Source organism: Erythrobacter epiphyticus (genome assembly GCF_034653295.1).
In the GTDB taxonomy this organism is placed as follows: Bacteria; Pseudomonadota; Alphaproteobacteria; order Sphingomonadales; family Sphingomonadaceae; genus Erythrobacter.
Genome location: NZ_JAYEEU010000007.1, coordinates 811,943 through 831,626 on the forward strand (window position 1 = coordinate 811,943; position 19,684 = coordinate 831,626).

Below are 19,684 nucleotides of genomic sequence, written 5' to 3' on the forward strand. Positions count from 1 at the left end.
TTGCTTTCTTGGGTGGGCAACCTTTGTTCTGGAACTGATTATCATGCCTTATGCTCCCACTCGTCTGGCCATGGCGCTTGCGCTTGCCGCAGTCGCGAATCCTGTTGGCGCCTCGGGGTACATCAGCCCGGCCGAAATCGATCGGGCGCTTGTCGGCTTCACCGGGGCGCCCATCGGCAGTCCCGGTGGCGCGCGTTTGCCAACTGATGCCCGGCTTCGGCTTGCGGCCTGCGCCAGTCCCCTAGTGCTTGATTGGCATACCCCGTCGCGCACCAGCGTAAGCGTGGCATGTCCGGGCCCGTCCGCATGGCGGATCTTTGTCGCCGTTGCCCCCGTGGCGGCAGCGAGCAACGGCACGCAGGCTGTCAAACGCGGTGATTCCGTCATGATTGCTGTGCGTGGTCAGGGCTTTGCTGTGCAGCAACCGGGCGAGGCCGTCGAGGGCGGACAAATTGGCGACTGGATCTTCGTTCGCACCGCTCGCAAGGCCGAAGCGCTTCGCGCCCGGATCGAACATCCCGGTCTGGTGGTGATCCCTGTGCGATAAGTAGTCCTGCGGAGCAAATTTCGAAGATTTCGTTCTTAAACCTCCAGACACCCGGCCGTTCTGGCAATTGGAAACCACCCCGGAGACGCATGATGCCCTCGGTTGAAATAAGCAAACTGCATGGGATTGGCCCCGCCCGCGCGCTGTCGGAAAGCGACCGTTCGCAAGCCGCGCCGCAATCCGCCAGCCCCGCTGCAGGATCCTCCGCGAAGCTAGGGCTGGCGGTGGAAGTCGGCTCGGTATCGGCAATCGGAAGTGCAACGCCGCCTGTGGATACGGATCGCGTGGAACAGATCCGTGCCGCCTTGCGTGACGGCAGCTATCCCCTTGTGCCCACGAAAATTGTTGATGCCATGATTGCAGCGCAAGTGAGCTTTTCAGTGCTGCCGAAGGACGGGAAATGAACTCTGTATCCCCCGAAGCAGCCGCCCCGGCAGAGTATTCCAACCTGAAGGAATGCCTGCGGCAATTGATTGCCGTGACCGAACGGGAGCGGCAAGCGCTTGCCGCGCTTGATGCCGATGATCTCTTCCTGATCGCTCGCGAGAAGGAAGAATTGTGCGAGGCCCTCGGCGCGTTTGAGAGCAAGGCGCTTGATGGCCCCACGCTTGCGCTGGCCGAGACGGCGCGCCAGCTCAACGAAGTCAATCGTCGGGTGCGGAACCTGCTCGCAGCCAACGTTGCGGCCCGGATTGCCGCACTGGGTGGCGAGGCGCGCCGCAGCGGATTGGGCCACACCGGTCACGTCTGACGCTCCTACGCCATTTGGCACGCTGCTTGCTGATAGATCGGGACGGGTATCGCGCCCCTGCGGTACCGCCCCAGTCAATCGGAGCAAGCATTGGGTTATTCGGTGCCAACTTTCAGTCTTCCGCAAGGCGCAGGTCGCAGTGCCTTCGATGCGGCGGCACGTGGCTTTGAAGCAAGCCGTGAGAAAGGCAGCATTCCAGCGGTAACAAGCGAGGCGCCTTCGGTCGAAGGAGCGATCGCCAATGCCGCCCGCCAAACCGGCGTCGATTTTTCGTTCCTGCTGGCTCAGGCGCGGGTCGAATCCGCGCTTGATCCGGCAGCGAAGGCGCGCACATCAAGCGCGACCGGGCTTTACCAGTTCATCGAGAGCACTTGGCTTGATACCATGAAGCGGCACGGCGCGCGCTTCGGGCTGGGCACGGTGGCCGGTGCCATCGCAGTCGGCCGCGACGGCGGAGCATATGTCGCTGATCCCGCGTTACGCTCGCAAATCCTCGCGATGCGTAACGATCCGCAGGTTGCAGCATGGATGGCTGCCGGCCTTGCCGAGGATAATGCCGCACATCTGATGCCGATCCTCGGTCGCCAGCCCGATCACACCGAGCTCTATCTCGCACATTTCCTCGGGGCAGGCGGCGCCGGACGGTTCCTTTCGGCGATGCAGGAGGATCCCCACCAAAGCGCGGCCGCTTTGTTCGGGAAGGCCGCAGCCGCCAATACCCCGATATTCTACGAAGCCGATGGCAGTCCGCGCAGTCTTGCCGGGGTGATGAGCCACCTCACTGCGAAGATGGGGCAGGCGACAGGGCTCGCGACCCGCGGGGGAAGCCGACCTGTCGCCGCGCAGTTGCCTGCATCGGCCCAACCGTCCTTCGTCGCCAGCGCGCCTTCATCTGGCCTGCCGGCAGAGCGTGCCGTCTCGGTGCCATTGTCTGATGTGCTCAACGCGACCTTCGGTGTGCGGGGCGCTGCGGGCGAAGCTTCGGGACGAGCGCAGGCGCATGTCCAACGCGCTTACAGCCAGTTGCGGGCGTTCCGGCTGTGACCACGTTTGATCTCTCCTCTCCCGCGCTGATGGGGCATCTCCGGCGCGCGCCCGCTGCTATGGCACTGCCGGTTGGCATTTTTGCGCTGTTCGCGCTGATGGTCCTGCCGATCCCGCCCTTGCTGCTCGATATATTTTTCGTGCTCAACATCGCCATTTCTGTGGCCGTGTTGATGGTTGCCCTGAATGCGCGCAGCCCGCTGGATTTTTCATCGTTCCCCACGGTGCTGCTGTTTGCGACGTTGCTGAGGCTTGCTCTCAATGTCGCCTCGACCCGCGTGGTGCTGGTTGCTGGCCACCAGGGCGGTGCTGCGGCTGGCGAGGTGATCGAAAGCTTCGGGCAATTTCTTGTCGGGGGGAACTTTGCCGTCGGCTTGTTCGTGTTCTGCATCCTGCTGATCATCAACATGATCGTGATCACCAAGGGTGCCGGGCGCGTCTCCGAAGTATCGGCGCGTTTCGTGCTGGATGCCTTGCCGGGCAAACAGATGGCGATTGATGCGGATATTGCTGCGGGATTGGTCACAGCCGAAGAAGCACGCGAGCGCCGGGCCAAGGTTGCTGTCGAGGCGGAATTCTACGGCTCGATGGATGGTGCCTCCAAGTTTGTGAAGGGCGATGCGGTCGCCGCGCTGCTGATCCTTGGGGTCAACGTTATTGCCGGATTTGCCCTCGGCATGTTGAGCCACGGCCTGTCGGCCGAGGAAGCCGGGTCGCTTTACATCACGCTGGCGGTTGGCGATGCCCTGGTGGCGCAGGTTCCCGCGCTGCTGCTATCCATCGCTGCGGCCGCAATTGTCACGCGTGTTGCCGACAAGCGCGATCTGACGGGGCAAATAGCCGGACAGTTTTCTGACCCTCGGGGTTGGCTGCCCGTGGCGCTGATCCTTGGCGGGATCGGGCTGATGCCGGCAATGCCGCAGTTGGTTTTTCTGCCGGGCGCAGCAATTGCAGGTGCGATCTGGTGGCAGCTTACGCGCCGGGCGGCCGAACCTGCCACGCCTCTGGTGGCTTCCCCTGAGACCCCGCCTGATCACATCAGTCTCAACGATGTCAGCGATGCGACGCTGGTCACGATCGAACTGGGCTTCGGACTTGTCGGGCTGGTGGACAATAATGCCGGCGCGCCGCTCATCTCGCGGATCACGGGCATTCGCAAGCAATTGTCCCGCGATCTGGGCTTTGTGCTGCCGCAGTTTCGCATCCGGGATTCGCTTGATCTCGGGGCACAGGATTACGTGGTTCTGCTGGGAGGGGTGGTGGTTGCCAATGGTGCGGTGCGGCCCGCACGGCTGCTGGCTATTGATGCTGGCGAGGTGCGCCCCGGTCATGGTCTCGCGGGTGAGGCTACCCATGATCCGAGCTTTGATTGCCCGGCCTTGTGGATTGATCCGGCGCTGCGCGATCATGCGGTGGCCGAAGGGTTTTTGGTTGTCGATCCGGCGACGGTTATCGCCACGCACACCCAGCAGGCCTTGCTGGCCGAAGCCCATGCCCTGCTTGGCCCCGAGGAAGTGCGCGAATGGCTCGACGCGCTGCGGGCCCGCGCTCCTGCCTTGGTTGAGGCAGTCCATCCCGATCCGCTTTCGCTCGCCGCCTTGACACGCATCCTGCGCGCCTTGATCGCTGACGGGATCGGTCTGGCGCATCCGCAGCCCTTGTTCACAGCGCTCGCGCTTGGCCTGCAACGCACGCATGATTTCGATGGGCTGATCGATCATGTCCGGGCCGAGATGGGCGCCCGTCTGGTTGCGCGGATTGCCCAGCCGGGTGAAGCCCTGAAAGTCGTCACGCTGGATGCCGGGCTTGAGGGCGCGATCCTCGGCGGGATGATTGATCCGGCTACGGGCCAGCCGCTGATCGATCCAGATTGCGGAGCCATGATTGTGCGCACGCTCGGCGAGATCATCGCCGCTGAGGGAGGCCCTGTAGCCCTCATCGTCCAGCCGCCAGCACGGCGAGCCTTGGCAGCGCTGGTCAAGCAACGGGTGCGGGCCTGCCTTGTGCTTTCGATCAATGAGTTACCTTCGAACCGCCCCGTCGAAGTGGTGGGCGTGATCGGGGCAGAACCGCCCGTCCAGGGTGCTCTGCCCGCGCCAGAGGAGCTGAGTGTATGAAACACGATCCGGTTACAATGCGCGCCTATGGAGCCGCAGCGGCGCCGCCGCGCAGCGAGATCGAGGACCGGGTAAGGCGCTTCCTTCCGCTGGTGCGGCGCACAGCGTGGCACGTTTATGGTGCTGGCCGGGATGGCCTTGAGCTTGATGATCTGGTGCAGGCGGGCCTGCTTGCGCTGACGGAATGCGCGGCGCGGCATAATGGCCCGACCGAGGACGGCTTTGCCGCCTATGCCAAGATCAGGGTACGCGGCGCGATGGTCGATTGCCTGCGCCGCGCGGCCCACACCAGCAGAGGCGCGCGCCGCAGATTGGCGCATTATGAAGATGGCTTGCGCAGCTTGCGATCCGTGCTCGGACGCGAGCCCAGCCGCGCCGAGCTGGCGGCGCACCTCGGCCTTGATGAAGGAGCCCTGCGCGAGATCGAGGCATCATCGGTTACGCTGACGCCGATTACGGAAGAATATGACGAGACCAGCATGGCCTTTGCCAGCGATGATCCCGATCCGTTTGAAGCGCTATGCGCGGCGGATGATCGTGATCGCCTTGTCCGCGCCATGACAGCCTTGCCCGAACGGCTGCAACTGGTGCTGCAATTGTTCTTCGTCGAGGAGTTGAACCTGACGGAAATCGCTGCGGTGTTTGATGTCAGTGTCCCGCGGGTTCATCAGCTGCGGGCCAAGGCCTTGCAGGATCTCAAGGCGTTGCTTCAAGCGGACATGGCGGAGGCCTGAAGCCCCCGCCAGCCGTGTTCAATAGCTCGGCCCGTGACCGTGGCCATCACCATCGCCGTGCCCGTGGGTATCAACCGCCGCGCGCGCTTCGGCAGAGCCGGTCGCGGTGGCGGTGCCGCCTTCCCACCAATAGGCGCGGCGCTTGGCCGTGCCGGTGGCGACCTCGTTCATGGTCTTGGCATCATAGAGCCGCCCGCCGATCATGACTTGTTCGATGGCATCGGACTTGCGAATGTCCTGACTGGGATCATCCGACAGGATCAGCAGGTCGGCGAGCTTGCCCGCTTCGAGGCTGCCGATATCCTTGTCCATACCGAGTGATTGGGCCGGAGCGATAGTGCCGGCCTTGAGCGCTTCGATCGGGCTCATGCCGCCGCGCACAAAGCTCCACAGCTCCCAATGCGCGCCGACACCGGCTTGCTGGCCATGCGCGCCGATGCTGACCTTGATTCCGCGCTGGGCGAGCTTGCGGGCCTCGCGTGCCGAATTGTCGTCCATGAAGGCCCATTCCGGCGCTTTCACCCGGCGCGCTGTCTCGGCCAGCAAGGACCGGGGCGGGGTGTGCACCATCAGCGGATTGTCGAACACATCGGTCGCCTGGCGCCAATAGGGATCGCCGGCAAGGCCGCCATAGGTGACGACCAGCGTCGGTGTGTAATTGGTGTTGGACTGCCCGAAGAATTGCAGCACATCATCGTAGAACACATCGATCGGCACATTGTGTTCGAGCGTCGAATTGCCATCGGCAACGATGTTCATGTCCAACCCGTAGAGCGAGCCGCCCTCGGCCACCACCAGCATGCCTTCCTCGGCGGCCGCGCGGGCGACCATCTGGCGCTGTTCGCGCCGCGGCTGGTTGTAGTTCTTCACCGAGATACCGCCCTGCGCCTTGATCCGGCGGACATGCGCCAGCGCATCATCATAGGTGTCGATCCGGGCATAGACCCCCGGGGCGCGCGCCCCGTAGATGATCTCGCCGGTCGAGAAGATGCGCGGGGCCAGCAGCATCCCGGCGCGTTGCCGTTCAGCCGCCGCGAAGATCTGGCTCGCCCGGTTCGAGGGATCGTGCAGCGTCGTCACCCCCATGGCGAGGTTCTGCACCAGCGACCAGTTCTGCTGCGGGATGAGATCGCCCACCCCCTGCGGCCCGTGGGCGTGGGCATCGACAAGGCCGGGCATGATGGTCTTGCCGGTCGCGTCGATCACCTTGGAACCAGCCGGGACAGTGATGGTGCTGGCCGGGCCAATCGCGGCGATCCGATCACCCTTGATCACGATCACGCCATTTTCGATCACGCCGGCATCGTTGTCGGCAAGCCCGGCCTTCATCGTCAGGATGCGCGCGCCCGACAGCACGATCGTGCCCGAAGGCTTGGCCGCTGGCACGGTCATCGCCAGCGCTGTGCGAGCAACGGCAGGCTTGGCCTTGGCGGTCTTGTCGTCCGCAGCTTTGGGCGCATTGGCGAAGAATTCGGCGACGCTCGCGCTCTGCAATTCCGGCCCGATCGACCAGAACAGTGTTTCGCCGCCCTTGGCCCAGCCGATGAAATCCGCCCCGCCGGTGCTGACCCGGGTGACAGGCAGTGCCCCGCCGGTCTCGCTCACATCCACCGGCTTGCCACCCGGCAGCAGCGGCATGGCGAAGACTTCGTAATTCTGGCGGAAGGCAATCGTGCGGCCATCGGGCGCAACCCGGAAATCATTGGCCAGTTCGCCGCGCACATGGACGCGCTTGGCCTCGCCATTGAGGTCGGTCGAGATCAGCGCGGCCTTGCCGCCATCGCGCGCCAGCATGAACAGGCGATCCGAGCCAGCGCCCCATTGCGGCGTGCCCGCATCCCGGCTGACGAGGCGCGCCGCCCCGCCGCCCGCCGGCATCACATAGACGCCGGGATTTTCCGAATATTCGGGCGCGGTCAGATATCCGCCGGTGCGGCTTTCAAAGGCGATCATCTTGCCATCGGGCGAGAAGGCGAGATTGGCATAGTGGCCGGGCTGCGCGCTGATCACGCGCCGCGCCTGCCCGCGGGCATCGGCGAGCACGATCTCGCCGAGCTTCTCGTCGTTCCAGCGGACATAGGCCATCTGGCGGCCATCGCGGCTGAAGGCAGGGAAGGCTTCGAGCGCATCGGCCTTGTCGCCGGTCAGCGGCACGGGGGCAGCGTTGGAGCCTGCTGTTTTGGTGTAAAGCCGCCCGAGGCTTTCGAACACCACGCGGCTGCCATCGGGCGACAGCGTGGCAAAGCGCGGCATCGACGTGGTGAAGCTGTCGGGCGCGACCGGGATCACCGGATGCGGCGCATCGGCAATCCCGCGCGTGTCGTTGATGGTGAAGGGGATCACCGCATGACCGCTGCCGTCACGGTTCACGCGGTTGAGTTTGCCGCCCGCCCAGAAGATGATGCTGGCGCTGTCAGGCGTCCACGCGATGTTGGGATAGACCCCGGTGACCGCCCAGGTTTCCTGCACATCGAGATCGAGCTTGCCGAAGATCATCCGCTCGCGCCCGCTGGCAAGGTCCTTGATCCACAGCTGCGACTGGTCCTTGTCGCGGCGGACAAAGGCGAGAGTCGTGCCATCAGGCGAAGGTGCCGGACGCACCGCGCCGCCATACCCGCCGACAGCGGTGCGGGTTTCGCCGGTCGTCAGATCATGCCGCTCGATCGCGAAGATCCCGGCGTTGGAATCCTGCGCGTATTCAAAGATGTTCCCCGGCGTGGTGTTGCGGGTGAAGTAGATCGCCTTGCCATCAGGGGCGAAGATCGGCTCGCCCAATTCCTTCTGGAGCTGGTCATTGGCGCGTTCGACCACCTGCACACCGCCGCCGCCCGAAACGTGGTAGAGCCAGATTTCCCCCGTGCCGAGCGAGCGCTGCGTGGTGAAGTGCTTCTTCGCCGCAATATACTGCCCGTCGGGCGACCAGCTCGGCTGGTTGAGGAGGCGGAAATCTTCCTTGGTCACCTGCCGCTTGTCACTGCCGTCGGCGTTCATCACCCAGATATTCTCGCCGCCACCGCGATCCGAAGTGAAGGCGATGCGCTTGCCATCGGGCGAAAACCGCGGGTGCACTTCCCATGCCATGCCCTCGGCAATGCGGGTCGGCGTGCCGCCGGTGATCGGCATCGTGTAGATATCGCCCAGCAGTGTGAAGGCGAGCGTCTTGCCATCGGGCGACACATCGACATCCATCCAGGTGCCTTCATCGGTCTGGATCGGCACCTGCTTGATGGTCGCGCCCTTGGGGGCTTCGATGTTCCATTTTTCGGGCTTGGTCTCGCTGTCCTGCGCGGCGAGCGGCGTGGCGATCACGGCGGCAGTGGCCAGCAAAGTGGCGGCGATATGACGCATGAATGTATCTCCCTGTTTGCGGCGGGACACTAGCGAGGCACAAGGATATTGCTAGAGGCGCGCATGTCGCTGGTCGATTGGCGGCGACGTCTGATGGGGGAGAATGAAGCGAGCCATGCTGCGCACCATCACCAACAATTTCGCGGCGCTGACCGTGCTGGGCGTGGCGCTCGCGTGGTTCTTCCCCGCGGGCTTCACCTGGATGACCGACGGTCGGATCACCATCGCCGGGCAACCGCTGCTCAGCCTGGCGCTCGGGGTGATCATGCTCGCGATGGGGCTGACCCTGACCTTCGATGATTACCGCAAGCTCGCCTCGGCCCCGCGCGCGCTGGTTGCAGGCGTGGTGCTGCAATTTGCGGTGATGCCGCTGATGGGCTTCGCGGTTGCCCGCGCGCTTTCGCTGGAGCCGGGGCTGGCCGTCGGCCTGATCCTCGTCGCCTGCTGTCCGGGCGGCACGGCGTCGAACGTGGTCACCTATATTGCCCGCGGCCATGTCGCGCTGTCGGTGGCGATGACAATGGCCTCGACTTTGGCGGCCGTCGTGCTGACCCCGCTGCTGACCGGCTGGCTGGCGGGAGCCTATGTCGAGATTGACCGCTGGAATCTCCTCGCCAACATGGTCAGCATCGTGCTGGTGCCGGTGGTGCTGGGCACGCTGCTCAACCGCCTGTTCCCGCGCGCCGCAGAACGGGTCAGCGCGGTGCTACCCCTGGTGGCGATCGTGCTCGTCATCCTGATCGTGGGCGGGATCGTCGGCGGGGCGAAGGCGCAGATCGCCGAGCACGCCGGTCTGCTGTTGCTGGCGACCTTCCTGCTCCACGCGGTGGGCTTTGCGCTTGGATATGGGCTGGCGCGGATGCTGGGGCTGGGCGGAATCGAGGCGCGGACGATCAGCATCGAGGTCGGGATGCAGAATTCCGGGCTTGGTTCGGGGTTGGCGAAAACCCCCGCCTTTGCCGCGCAGTTCGCCAGCATCCAGCAAGCCGCGCTCGCCCCGGTTCCGGCGGCGATTTCGGCCGTGTGGCACGTGGTGATCGGGAGTATGCTCGCGGGGTGGTGGCAGCGGCGGGGTTAGCTCACTCGTACATCCCCCGCTTCGGCCCGAGATAGCCGAAGAGGTAAGCGCCCACCTTGCGCATCTGGATTTCCTCGCTGCCTTCGGTGATCCGATAGCGGCGGTGGTGCCGATAGATATGCTCGAACGGCTTGTGCCGCGAATAGCCGATGCCGCCGTGGACCTGCATCGCCCGGTCCGCCGCCTCGCACACCAGCCGGTTCGCCCAGTAATTGCACATCGAGACCTTGTCCGAGATGGACTTCTCGATCTGCTCATGGGGCATATTGTCCATCTCCCACGCGGTCTTGAAGATCAGCAGCCGCAGCATCTCGGCCTGCGTCGCCAGTTCCACCAAGGGGAACTGGATCGCCTGATTGCGCGCCAGCTCCTCGCCGAAGGGCTTGCGCTCGCGCGCATATTTCACGCTCTCGTCGATGCAATAGAGCGCCGCGCCACAGCTGCTCGCCGCCTGACGGATGCGGTTCTGGTGGACGAAGCTCTGCGCCAGCGCGAGGCCGCGGCCTTCCACACCAAGGATCGCGCTATCGGGCACCCAGACATTGGTCACGCTGAGGCGCGGGTGGTCGGTGGGCATGTTGAAGGTCCACATCCACTCCTCGATTTCGAGGCCGGGGGTGGGATTGGGGACGAGGAAACAGGTGATCCCGCTCGCATCCCCCGCCTTGCCCGAAGTGCGCGCGAACATCGCGCAGTGGGTGGCGACGTGCATCCCGGTGATCCACATCTTTGCGCCGTTGATCAGCCAGCCGTCGACCCCGTCGCGGGTCTCGCGCACTGCGTGGGTCTCCATGTGGGTGGCGTCCGATCCGTGGTGCGGTTCGGTGAGGCCGAAGGCGACGCGCCGCGTGCGCTCGAACCCGCCGACGATGAATTCCTGTTTCTGCTCTTCGGTCCCCCACTGGTCGAACATGGCGACGAAGGGGAAGTTGCCGACGATGCTGTGCTCGTTCTGCAAGTCGTTGTGCAGGCCAAGGCCTTGGCGCGCGAAATGCTCGCGGATCACCGCCATCCAGAGGTTGCTGCCGTCCTTCCCGCCATAGCGCTTGGGGGCGGAGAAGCGCCAATGGCCCGCCTTGTCGGCGCGGCGGGTGGCCTCTTTCAGCAGCTCCTCCCACTCGTGCCGGGGCAGCCCGCCCGCCTCGAAATCCGTGCGCGCATATTCGCGGCGGTGGTCGAAGAAGCGGATATTGTCGTCCTGCGCTTCGAGCGGCTTGATCTCGGCGACGATGAAGGCGTCGAGTTCGTCGAGATAGGCCTGAAGGTCGGCGGGAAGCGCGAAGTCCATGGTGTTCCTCTCAGGTCCATCTTTTGATTGCGGTAGCCAAGCTCGGGTATTTGGGGGAATCCGCCTGAACCTTTTCCAGAACGCGGCTCTTGAGCTGTTGCAGCAGATCAGGCCTTCGCAAGTTCGCGATACCCGTCAGGACGTCCTGCGCCAGCGACGTGGCGGTGTAGGGGTAGGGATAGAGTCGCCAGTCGCGCGCAAGGATGCCGAGGGCGTTGCGGGCGACGGCATTCTGAAAGCGATCATGCCCTTCCAGCTTGTCCTTGATCGATTCAAGCCATTCGGAAATTGCTTCTGCCAGTTCTGCGCTGTCCGCTTCACCTAAGCGTGACCGCTTGCCCGTGCTCAAGTAAACCTTCTTGTCCCGTTCTTCCTCCGGCGCATCCTCCTCGAGCAGCAGCAGCAGATCGAGCTCCTGCTCGCTCGTCCGGCGCGAGATGACGACGCGCTCCAGCATCCGGTCCGCGCCCGAGCGCCATTGCGCGGCCATCTTGAGGCAGCCGAGCGCCCACCAGACTGTGCGGTAGACAGTCCAAAAGTGGAAGCGGTCGATATCGACCTTCGTGCCGCTCTCCGCCTCGTAGGCATCGAAATAATCGTAAATCCGACCAAGCCCCAGAGCGGGCCGGTCATACCGGGCGAAGCGCCACACCGCCATGCAGCCGAAGGCCAAGTCCTCGTGGCGGTCGCCGAAATGCGCGAGTTCCCAGTCGAGCACCCCCGTCAGGGCCGAACCCTCGACCAGCAGATTGCCCATGCGGTAATCGCCGTGGTTGAGGACGGGCTCGACTTGCTCAGGACAATTGTCCTCCAGCCACTTCAGCCCCAGCGCGATGATCGGGCGACCCCCGCCCGCCTCCATGAACTGCGCCTTGAGGTCGGCAATCGCGGTGCGATAATCCATCACCGGCACACCTGCGGGCACATCGCCTTGCCGCAAGGAGTGGATGCGGGCGAGATCGCGGGCGATGCCGCGCAACAACCCCTCAGGATCATCGCAGCCGAGAATGACCTTGGGGTCAGCCGTCCCCGGCAGCGCGCGCATCACAAAGCCGCTCCCGAGGCCATCCGCCTCCTCCAGCACAGCCACCACTTCCGGCGCGGTCACGCCCTTGGCGCGCGCGGCCTCGATCAGCGCAGCCTCGGTTGCGTGCCCGTAAGGCCGCCCCTCCATGAAGGCGAGGCTCGGGGCGCGGCGCAACACGTAGTCGGAGCCGCCCGCGGAAAACCGCCAGCTCTCCATCACCGCCCCGCCTGTGAGGCGCTGCGGCGCATACGATAAAGCGCCGAGACCGGCGCGGGCACACACCCGCGCCAGCCCGGCGCTCAGTTCTTCAGCCGATACCGCCACGGATCACGCGGTGACGGCGTCCTTCTTGACGGTGATCACCTGCGCGTAGGTGAACTCCTTGAGGCCTTCCTTGCCGTATTCGGCGCCGAAGCCCGACTGCTTGTGCCCGCCAAACGGCGCGAAGGGCGAGAGGTGGAGGTATTCGTTGACCCACACCGTGCCGGTTTCGAGCTGTTCCGCGATCTCGACGCCCTTCTCGGGGTTGCCGGTCCACACCGCGCCCGCAAGCCCGTATTCCGAGTTGTTGGCGCGCTGGATGACCTCTTCCTCGCTCGAGAACTTCATCAGCGGCATCACCGGGCCGAACTGTTCCTCGGCGACGATGCGCGCGTCTTCGGGCGGGTTGTCGAGGATGGTCAGCGGCACGAAGTAACCCGTGCCGCTCGGATCGGCGTTGCCGCCGAGCAGGAACTTGTAGCCGTTCGCCTTGGCATCCTCGATCAGCTCCAGAACGCGCTCGTACTGCTTCTTGTTCTGGATCGGGCCGACGCCGGTGCCCTGCTGGCTGCCGTCGCCGACCTTCACGGTCTTGGCATATTCGACGATCGCCGCCGACAGCTCGTCATAGATATCCTCGTGGATATAGACGCGCTTGGCAGCGACGCAGATTTGCCCCGCGTTGGAGAAGCTTGACCAGAACAGCTGTTCGGCAACCTTCTTGGGATCGGCATCGGGCAGCACGATCGAGGCGTCATTGCCGCCGAGCTCCAGCGTGATGCGCTTCAAGTCGGCGCTCGCGCCTTCCATGATCTTCTTCCCCGTCGCGGTCGAGCCGGTGAAGGTGATCTTGTCGATATCGGGGTGGCTGGTGATCATCGGGCCGAGGTCGTCCTCACCCGTGATGATGTTGACGACGCCCGCGGGCACCTTGTCGGCGATCAGCTCGGCGATGCGCAGCGTGGTGAGCGGGGTGAAGGGCGAGGGCTTGAGCACGATGGTGCAGCCCGAAAGCATCGCGGGCACGATCTTCTGGATCGCCATCATCACCGGGAAGTTCCACGGCACGATGCCGCCGACCACGCCCACAGGCACGCGGCGGGTACGGCTGAGACGGGTGTCGCTGTCCTCGTTGATCTCGTCTTCGAGGCTGAGGGTGGACTGCGCCGCGCTCATCCCCGCAGCGCCGTAGATTTCGCCCTTGGCCTGATCGTGGGGCTTGCCCTGCTCGCTGGTCAGCAGGCGGTAGAGCTCCTCGGCATTGGCCTTGATCGCGCCCGAGATCGCCATGATTGCGGCGCGGCGTTCCTCGATCGGGGTGTTCTTCCACGTCTTGAACGCGGCGCGCGCGGCGGCGACCGCTTGGTCAAGCTCGGCCTTGCCGCAGGCAGGGACCTGGCCGATCACCTGCTCGTTGGCGGGGTTCACCACGTCGAGCCAGCGATCGGTCGCCACCATCTTGCCGCCGATAAGGTTCTTGTACTGGGTGACCATGTTCATATCCTCTCTCTGGTATCGCGGGGCCGCCTTGCTGCGGCGGGATTCGTTTGTGCGCGAAAGTGACGCGTTGCACATCAAAACGCAACGACTCTATGCGAGCGATCTTACGCCCGCGATGGCGGCCGCGCGCCTGACCATTGCGCTATTTGCTGCGCGCCCTATCAGGGCGGCCAACGCCTGTGCGAGAGGAGCCTGATGCATGTCTGATACCGCCCCTGACCTTGTGATCTATGGCAGCCCGGTCTCGCCCTTTGTCCGCAAGGCGGCGGCCTGCTGCATCCTCAAAGGGGTCGATTACGTGGTTGAGGCGGTCAATGTCTTCGCTCCGCCGCAGTGGTTCCGCGATATCTCCCCGATGAAGCGGATCCCGGTGCTGCGGGATCGTTCGATCGCGGCCGAAGGGATAAGTGGCACCATCGCGGACTCCTCGGCGATCTGCGCCTATATCGAGAAAAAGCACCCGGAGCCCGCGCTCTATCCGGCAGCGGCCTTTGACCACGCACGCGCGCTGTTCTGGGAAGAATACGCCGATACCGCGCTGGCAATGGCAGGAGGGCTGGGGATTTTCCGCCCCGTGTTCTTCGCTGTCACCAAGGGCGAAGCCCCCGATATGGACAAGGCGCGGGAGGCATGGGCCAGCCAGCTTCCGCCGATCTTCGATGTGCTAGAAGCGGGTCTGGCGGATGGGGATCATTTTGCAGGCGGTGCGCTTTCCATCGCCGATATCACCATCGCTTGCGTGCTGGGGCAGATCGCGCTGGTGGCGGATATGCCGCTTGATGCATGGCCGAAACTCGCGCGGCATTACGCCATGATGAGCGCTCATCCCGCGATCGCTGCGCCCTATGCCGAGGCGGAGAAGATTGTCCGCGGCCCCTTGCCCGCCAAGGTGCAACTGACCTAATCACCGGGTGAACGAGGGGACAGACATGGCCAGCGAATGGTGCATCGGGATCATCGGCGGATCGGGGCTTTATGCCATGTCCGGGATCGAGGACGCGCAGTGGATCGCGATTGACACCCCGTGGGGTGAGCCTTCGGACGAAGTGCTGTGCGGGCGCATCGGCGATGTGAAAGTGCGGTTCCTGCCGCGCCATGGGCGGGGTCACCCCGTCAGCCCATCCGAGCTTAACGCGCGCGCCAATATTGATGCGCTGAAGCGCGCGGGCTGCACGGATATCCTCGCTATTTCCGCCGTCGGCAGCTTGCGCGAGGAGCTGGAGCCGGGCCGTTTCACGGTGGTCGAGCAATTCATTGATCGCACCCAAGGGCGGGCAAACACCTTCTTCACCAGCGGCTTTGTCACCCATGTCTCGATGGCCGACCCGGTCTGCCCGCGCCTGTCCGAGATGGCCGCCCGCGCAGTGGCAGCCGCTGGCGGCAAGGTCGCGGTCGGCGCGACTTATCTCGCGATGGAAGGTCCGCAATTCTCGACCCGCGCGGAAAGCCGGATGTACCGGCAATGGGGCGCGGATGTCATCGGGATGACCGCAATGCCCGAAGCGAAGCTCGCCCGCGAGGCCGAGCTGCCCTATGCGCTGATCGGAATGGTGACCGATTATGATTGCTGGCGCGAAGGTGAGGCGGTCGATGTCGCGCAGGTTGTTGGCCAGATGCATGCCAATAGCCAGCTTGCCCGCGATACGGTGCTGCAATTCATCGCGGCCCTGCCGCAAGAGCGCGCGCCGTCACCGATTGATTTTGCGCTTGATGATGCCGTGATCACCGCGCCGGACGAACATGATCCTGCCCTGATGGCCAAGCTCGATGCTGTCGCGCGGCGACTGCTCGGCTAGGCGGGGTCAATCTTTCTTGAGGGCGGCGAGCAGATCGGCAAGCGGGCCCATCTGCTCGCCTTCCTGCACGATCCCGGCGGCCTTGCGCGCAGCATCGGCACCCGGCCCTTCGGCATAGGGATCAATCGCAAGGCCGAGGCTTTGGGCGACCGCTTCGCCCAGATCGAACATGTCGCCTGCATAGGAGATCTCGTCGCAATCATCGGCTTCGAGCTCGATTTCGATCTCTTCCTGCGCATCGGCGGGCAAGGCGTGCTCGGCGACAAATCGCAGGTCAAGCGGCTCGTCAATCGCCACCGGAAAATCCTCGCCCGACACCGCGCAAGGCTGGATGATGGCGGCGGTCAACCGCCCGGTGGCGCGGATTGCCGTGGGCCGCGCTTCAAGCGCAATTTCGGCGCGCAGCGTATTGATTGCCGTCAGGCCAAAGCGTGCCGCCAGCGCGCTGCGTTCGGCAACATTGGCTTCGATCACGATCGTCTCGCCCGGCAAGGGACGGGTCTTGATCATGCGGGAGAGTTCGGGGCTGCTCACCAGATGCCGCTCGCCTTGAGAAGTTCGGCATCGTCGAACCGGCCGAGCCGATCCGAAAGGGCGAGCAGCCGGGCCGCGACCTTCTGCGCGGCGGCGGCTTCATCAACGCCTTCGACAAAGGTCACATTGCGTCCGACCGCAGCGGCCAGCCGCGCCTCATCGCGGGCGTTCAGGGCGCTGCGATAGGCACCCAAGCGGCCACCAAGCACGCTCATCAGCTTGCCCACGCGCTTGCCGACCACCACATCATTGACGCCGAATTCGCGCAATTGCCCGTCCATGTCCTCGACAAAGAGTTCGGCGAGCAGCGCGCTTTCGGCGCGCAGATCGGTTGCTTCGAGGCGCACCATCATCACGCTGACGACGGCGGTGATCAGATCGAAGCGCCCGCCGATGCTGTCGGCGACCTCGCATTCAGTGTAGTAGGCGGGATCACGCGCCAGTTCGATCACGCGGTGCCACAAAGGGCGCACGCCCTCGCGCGGGTCGGGCGCGGTGCCGAGCAGGCGAGAGAGGAAAGACATCGGCGGTATAACCTTTCGGATGCGAGCAAGGAGCGCTCTCTGCCGGTAACCCGCGGCAGACAGTGCGGGTTCCTGACGATTTTCGGTGCATCATTCAAGCCGCATTCAAGCAGCGCGGGGCAGGCGCAAACTTGCAGATGCCGCGTTGCCAGCACGCGTCTTGGCTCGTAAAGCCGGGCGCACAGGCAATTTGCAACCGGGAGCGCTTCAGGGATATAGAGCGCGCCGGACGTGCGACCAGATTAGACGGGACGGATACAGGTTTGGGCCAGATCATCACTTCGGATAGGAAAAGTCTGCGGCAGATGCGCGCGGTGCTGGCGCTGTCAGCGGCTGCGCTGGTCTTGCCGGGCTGCACGGCGATCCTGGAACCGCGCGGTTACATCATTGACCAGACCCTGATGGATACGGTCCAACCGGGCATCGACAATCAGGCCTCGGTGGAAGGGGCGCTGGGCCGTCCGACCTTCACCAGCGAATATGGCAAGCCGACCTGGTATTATGTTTCAAGTGTAACGGGGCGCCGGCCCTTCCGCGACCCGCGCATCCGCGAACATGCGGTCATGGCGGTGCAATTTGATGATGCGGGACGGGTCATTGCGGTCGACCGCAGCGGGATCGACAAGGTCGTCTATCTCAACCCCAACGGCAACAAAACCCCGACTGTCGGGCGTGAGCGCGGCTTCCTTGAAGACCTGTTTGGCAATATTGGCCAGGTCGGCGGGATGGGCGGCGGCATGGGCCCCGGCGGGATGTGATCGGGCTTGCTTGATCCTGGGCAAGCGCGCGCCATATAGGCGAGCATGACACATGTTCCGGCGAGCCACGGCCTTATCCAGTGGCACGGCACCACCATCATCGGCGTTCGGCGCGGCGGCACCACGGTGATCGCAGGCGACGGTCAGGTTTCCATGGGCAACACCGTGATGAAGCCCAATGCGCGCAAGGTCCGCCGCATTGGTGATGGCCGCGTGGTCGCAGGCTTTGCCGGCGCGACCGCCGATGCTTTCACCTTGTTCGAACGGCTCGAAAAGAAGCTTGAGCAATATTCCGGGCAGTTGATGCGCGCGAGTGTTGAACTCGCCAAGGATTGGCGCACCGACAAGTATCTGCGCAATCTCGAAGCGCTGATGATCGTCGCCGACAAGGACACGCTGCTGGTGCTGACCGGCAATGGCGATGTGCTGGAGCCGGTGGGCGATATTGCCGCGATTGGGTCGGGCGGAAACTTCGCGCTCGCCGCCGCCCGCGCGCTTGCCGATTACGAGCATGATGCCGAAACCATCGCGCGCAAGGCCATGGCGGTCGCGGCCGAGATCTGCGTCTTCACCAATGGCAACCTGACGGTCGAGACGGTTTGAACAATCTCCGTTCGGGTCGAGCGCAGTCGAGACACCGACCCGCGAAGGCCGCTCGACTGCGCTCGAGGCGAACGGAACATTCGGAAATTTGATATGGACAACCTTACCCCCAAACAGATCGTGGCCGCGCTTGATGAACACATCATCGGCCAGGCTGATGCCAAGCGCGCGGTCGCGGTGGCCTTGCGCAACCGCTGGCGGCGTCAGCGCCTCGGCGCGGACCTGCGCGATGAAGTCACCCCCAAGAACATCCTGATGATTGGCCCGACCGGCTGCGGCAAGACCGAGATCAGCCGACGGCTTGCCAAGCTGGCCGAAGCGCCCTTCGTAAAGGTGGAAGCCACCAAGTTCACCGAGGTTGGCTATGTCGGGCGCGATGTCGAACAGATTGCCCGCGACCTCGTCGAGGAAGCGATCCGGCTCGAAAAGGAACGCCGCCGTGAAAAGGTGCGCGAAGCCGCCAGCGAGGCCGCGATGGAGCGCTTGCTCAATGCGCTGGTCGGCGAGAATGCCTCCGAAGCGACCCGCGAAAGCTTCCGCCAGCGCATCGTGCAAAACGCGATGAACGAGGTCGAAGTCGAGATCGAAGTCGCCGATCAGCCGCGCGCGCCGTTCGATATGGGCGCGATGGGCGGGCAGATCGGGATGATCGATCTTTCCGACATGATGGGCAAGGCGCTGGGCCGCAAGGCAACCCGCCGCCAGAAGCTGCGGGTGCCCGATGCGTGGGACAAGCTGGTTGAGGAAGAGGCCGACAAGCGGCTCGATCAGGATGATGTCGCGCGCGTTGCGCTTCAGAATGCCGAGACCAACGGGATCGTCTTCCTGGACGAGATCGACAAGATCGCGGTGTCCGATGTGCGCGGTGGCTCGGTGTCCCGCGAAGGCGTGCAGCGTGATTTGCTTCCGCTGATCGAGGGCACCACGGTTGCGACCAAATATGGCCCGATGAAGACCGATCACGTGCTCTTCATCGCGAGCGGCGCGTTCCATGTCGCCAAGCCATCGGACATGCTGCCCGAGTTGCAGGGGCGCTTGCCAATCCGCGTCGAACTGCGGGCGCTGACGGAGGAGGATTTCATCCGCATCCTGTCGGAAACCCGCGCCAATCTGGTGGCCCAGTACAAGGCCTTGCTGGCGACCGAGGATGTCACGCTCGACATCACCGATGATGCTGTCGCCGAAATCGCGCGGATTGCGGCGCAGGTGAACGCCGGTGTCGAGAATATCGGCGCACGGCGCTTGCAGACGGTGATGGAGCGCTTGCTGGAAGAGATCAGCTTCGAGGCTGAGGATCACCGCGGTGAGACTGTGACCGTCGATGCCGCCTATGTGCAGGGCCGCCTTGCGGGTCTTGCGGGCAACACCGACCTCAGCAAATACATCCTGTAATGGCCCGCGCGCCCGTTTCCTCACTATCCGCCATGCTGGCGCAGATGGCGCCGGTGCTGGACGGGCGGGCGTGGCGCTTTGACGTGGTGGCGGGCGATGGCTTGCCCGCAGAGGCCTTTGCGCTGATCCGCGAAGATGAAGGGCTCACCGCGATCACCCCGGCGACAGGCGGAGATTTCGCACGGATCACGCTGATGGTGCATTCCGCGCTTGAAGGCGTGGGGCTGACAGCGGCCGTATCCGCCGCGCTGGCCGAAGCGGGGATCGCCTGCAATGTCGTGGCGGGTTTTTACCACGATCATCTGTTCGTGCCATGGCCGCGGCGCGAAGAGGCGCTGGCTATTCTCCAGCGCCTCTCSCACCACCGAAGAGGATATCGAGC

19 protein-coding genes are annotated in these 19,684 nt (G+C 64.3%); 13 read left to right on the forward strand and 6 right to left on the reverse strand.

Annotation, left to right across the window (positions count from 1 at the left end; genetic code table 11):
* Positions 1–43 precede the first annotated feature (43 nt).
* The 6 genes from SOQ14_RS09430 to SOQ14_RS09455 all read left to right on the forward strand — a co-directional run bounded on the left by SOQ14_RS09430 (position 44) and on the right by SOQ14_RS09455 (position 5,193).
* Positions 44–547 (forward strand): flagella basal body P-ring formation protein FlgA, encoded by a 504-nt coding sequence (locus SOQ14_RS09430; RefSeq protein WP_322897824.1) that lies wholly within the window; start codon positions 44–46, stop codon positions 545–547.
* Positions 548–639: 92 nt separating this feature from the next.
* Complete coding sequence (flgM, locus tag SOQ14_RS09435; protein ID WP_322897825.1) at positions 640–951, forward strand: flagellar biosynthesis anti-sigma factor FlgM; 312 nt, start codon at positions 640–642, stop codon at positions 949–951.
* Positions 948–1,298, forward strand: coding sequence for a flagellar protein FlgN (locus tag SOQ14_RS09440; protein WP_322897826.1), 351 nt, complete (start codon positions 948–950; stop codon positions 1,296–1,298). The genes flgM and SOQ14_RS09440 overlap by 4 nt, the downstream gene beginning before the upstream one ends.
* Positions 1,299–1,388: 90 nt before the next feature.
* A complete protein-coding gene (locus SOQ14_RS09445) occupies positions 1,389–2,342 on the forward strand; it encodes a transglycosylase SLT domain-containing protein (protein WP_322897827.1) in 954 nt (317 codons plus the stop codon).
* Positions 2,343–2,371: 29 nt separating this feature from the next.
* The gene (locus tag SOQ14_RS09450; RefSeq protein ID WP_322897876.1) at positions 2,372–4,459 is read left to right on the forward strand and encodes a flagellar biosynthesis protein FlhA; all 2,088 of its coding nucleotides are present in this window, start codon (positions 2,372–2,374) and stop codon (positions 4,457–4,459) included.
* On the forward strand, positions 4,456–5,193 hold the full coding sequence (locus SOQ14_RS09455) for a sigma-70 family RNA polymerase sigma factor (protein ID WP_322897828.1): 738 nt from the start codon (positions 4,456–4,458) through the stop codon (positions 5,191–5,193). The genes SOQ14_RS09450 and SOQ14_RS09455 overlap by 4 nt, the downstream gene beginning before the upstream one ends.
* 18 nt (positions 5,194–5,211) lie before the next feature.
* On the opposite strand, the gene SOQ14_RS09460 is transcribed toward SOQ14_RS09455, so the two are convergent.
* Positions 5,212–8,541, reverse strand: coding sequence for an amidohydrolase family protein (locus tag SOQ14_RS09460; RefSeq protein WP_322897830.1), 3,330 nt, complete (start codon positions 8,539–8,541; stop codon positions 5,212–5,214).
* 115 nt (positions 8,542–8,656) lie between these two features.
* On the opposite strand from SOQ14_RS09460, the gene SOQ14_RS09465 reads away from it, so the two are divergent.
* Entirely contained in the window at positions 8,657–9,619 is a 963-nt protein-coding gene (locus tag SOQ14_RS09465) for a bile acid:sodium symporter family protein (protein ID WP_322897831.1), read from the forward strand.
* Position 9,620: 1 nt separating this feature from the next.
* Here the strand turns inward: SOQ14_RS09465 and SOQ14_RS09470 are convergent, their stop codons facing one another.
* The 3 genes from SOQ14_RS09470 to SOQ14_RS09480 are packed head-to-tail and all read right to left on the reverse strand — an operon-like array spanning position 9,621 to position 13,689.
* Positions 9,621–10,907, reverse strand: coding sequence for an acyl-CoA dehydrogenase family protein (locus SOQ14_RS09470; RefSeq protein ID WP_322897832.1), 1,287 nt, complete (start codon positions 10,905–10,907; stop codon positions 9,621–9,623).
* 10 nt (positions 10,908–10,917) lie between these two features.
* Complete coding sequence (locus SOQ14_RS09475; RefSeq protein WP_322897833.1) at positions 10,918–12,258, reverse strand: phosphotransferase; 1,341 nt, start codon at positions 12,256–12,258, stop codon at positions 10,918–10,920.
* Between the two features lie 3 nt (positions 12,259–12,261).
* On the reverse strand, positions 12,262–13,689 hold the full coding sequence (locus SOQ14_RS09480; protein ID WP_322897877.1) for an aldehyde dehydrogenase family protein: 1,428 nt from the start codon (positions 13,687–13,689) through the stop codon (positions 12,262–12,264).
* 205 nt (positions 13,690–13,894) lie between these two features.
* Between SOQ14_RS09480 and SOQ14_RS09485 the strand changes: the two genes are divergently transcribed.
* Positions 13,895–14,599, forward strand: a complete 705-nt coding sequence (locus SOQ14_RS09485; protein WP_322897834.1) for a glutathione S-transferase family protein — start codon at positions 13,895–13,897, stop codon at positions 14,597–14,599.
* Positions 14,600–14,624: 25 nt separating this feature from the next.
* Entirely contained in the window at positions 14,625–15,491 is an 867-nt protein-coding gene (gene mtnP / locus SOQ14_RS09490; RefSeq protein WP_322897835.1) for an S-methyl-5'-thioadenosine phosphorylase, read from the forward strand.
* A 6-nt stretch (positions 15,492–15,497) separates the two neighbouring features.
* Here the strand turns inward: mtnP and SOQ14_RS09495 are convergent, their stop codons facing one another.
* Together SOQ14_RS09495 and SOQ14_RS09500 are read right to left on the reverse strand one after the other, a co-directional pair.
* The gene (locus tag SOQ14_RS09495; RefSeq protein ID WP_322897836.1) at positions 15,498–16,025 is read right to left on the reverse strand and encodes a YceD family protein; all 528 of its coding nucleotides are present in this window, start codon (positions 16,023–16,025) and stop codon (positions 15,498–15,500) included.
* On the reverse strand, positions 16,022–16,549 hold the full coding sequence (locus SOQ14_RS09500) for a ubiquinol-cytochrome C chaperone family protein (RefSeq protein WP_322897837.1): 528 nt from the start codon (positions 16,547–16,549) through the stop codon (positions 16,022–16,024). The genes SOQ14_RS09495 and SOQ14_RS09500 overlap by 4 nt, the downstream gene beginning before the upstream one ends.
* Positions 16,550–16,854: 305 nt before the next feature.
* On the opposite strand from SOQ14_RS09500, the gene SOQ14_RS09505 reads away from it, so the two are divergent.
* From SOQ14_RS09505 to SOQ14_RS09520, 4 genes are all read left to right on the forward strand, one after another.
* On the forward strand, positions 16,855–17,307 hold the full coding sequence (locus tag SOQ14_RS09505; RefSeq protein WP_322897878.1) for an outer membrane protein assembly factor BamE: 453 nt from the start codon (positions 16,855–16,857) through the stop codon (positions 17,305–17,307).
* A 45-nt stretch (positions 17,308–17,352) separates the two neighbouring features.
* A complete protein-coding gene (gene hslV / locus SOQ14_RS09510; RefSeq protein ID WP_322897838.1) occupies positions 17,353–17,910 on the forward strand; it encodes an ATP-dependent protease subunit HslV in 558 nt (185 codons plus the stop codon).
* 93 nt (positions 17,911–18,003) lie between these two features.
* Positions 18,004–19,302, forward strand: a complete 1,299-nt coding sequence (gene hslU, locus SOQ14_RS09515) for an ATP-dependent protease ATPase subunit HslU (protein ID WP_322897839.1) — start codon at positions 18,004–18,006, stop codon at positions 19,300–19,302.
* Positions 19,302–19,684 (forward strand): ACT domain-containing protein (locus SOQ14_RS09520; protein ID WP_322897840.1); only part of this gene is annotated, 383 nt, incomplete at its 3' end. The genes hslU and SOQ14_RS09520, both read left to right, overlap by 1 nt.

Coding starts and splice junctions, on each gene's coding strand:
- SOQ14_RS09485 (WP_322897834.1), top strand. CDS start 13,895: ATGTCTGATACCGCCCCTGACCTTGTGATCTATGGCAGCCCGGTCTCG.
- SOQ14_RS09460 (WP_322897830.1), bottom strand. CDS start 8,541: ATGCGTCATATCGCCGCCACTTTGCTGGCCACTGCCGCCGTGATCGCC.
- SOQ14_RS09440 (WP_322897826.1), top strand. CDS start 948: ATGAACTCTGTATCCCCCGAAGCAGCCGCCCCGGCAGAGTATTCCAAC.
- mtnP (WP_322897835.1), top strand. CDS start 14,625: ATGGCCAGCGAATGGTGCATCGGGATCATCGGCGGATCGGGGCTTTAT.
- SOQ14_RS09465 (WP_322897831.1), top strand. CDS start 8,657: ATGCTGCGCACCATCACCAACAATTTCGCGGCGCTGACCGTGCTGGGC.
- SOQ14_RS09500 (WP_322897837.1), bottom strand. CDS start 16,549: ATGTCTTTCCTCTCTCGCCTGCTCGGCACCGCGCCCGACCCGCGCGAG.
- SOQ14_RS09450 (WP_322897876.1), top strand. CDS start 2,372: ATGGGGCATCTCCGGCGCGCGCCCGCTGCTATGGCACTGCCGGTTGGC.
- SOQ14_RS09455 (WP_322897828.1), top strand. CDS start 4,456: ATGAAACACGATCCGGTTACAATGCGCGCCTATGGAGCCGCAGCGGCG.
- SOQ14_RS09470 (WP_322897832.1), bottom strand. CDS start 10,907: ATGGACTTCGCGCTTCCCGCCGACCTTCAGGCCTATCTCGACGAACTC.
- flgM (WP_322897825.1), top strand. CDS start 640: ATGCCCTCGGTTGAAATAAGCAAACTGCATGGGATTGGCCCCGCCCGC.
- SOQ14_RS09505 (WP_322897878.1), top strand. CDS start 16,855: ATGCGCGCGGTGCTGGCGCTGTCAGCGGCTGCGCTGGTCTTGCCGGGC.
- hslU (WP_322897839.1), top strand. CDS start 18,004: ATGGACAACCTTACCCCCAAACAGATCGTGGCCGCGCTTGATGAACAC.
- SOQ14_RS09480 (WP_322897877.1), bottom strand. CDS start 13,689: ATGGTCACCCAGTACAAGAACCTTATCGGCGGCAAGATGGTGGCGACC.
- hslV (WP_322897838.1), top strand. CDS start 17,353: ATGACACATGTTCCGGCGAGCCACGGCCTTATCCAGTGGCACGGCACC.
- SOQ14_RS09430 (WP_322897824.1), top strand. CDS start 44: ATGCCTTATGCTCCCACTCGTCTGGCCATGGCGCTTGCGCTTGCCGCA.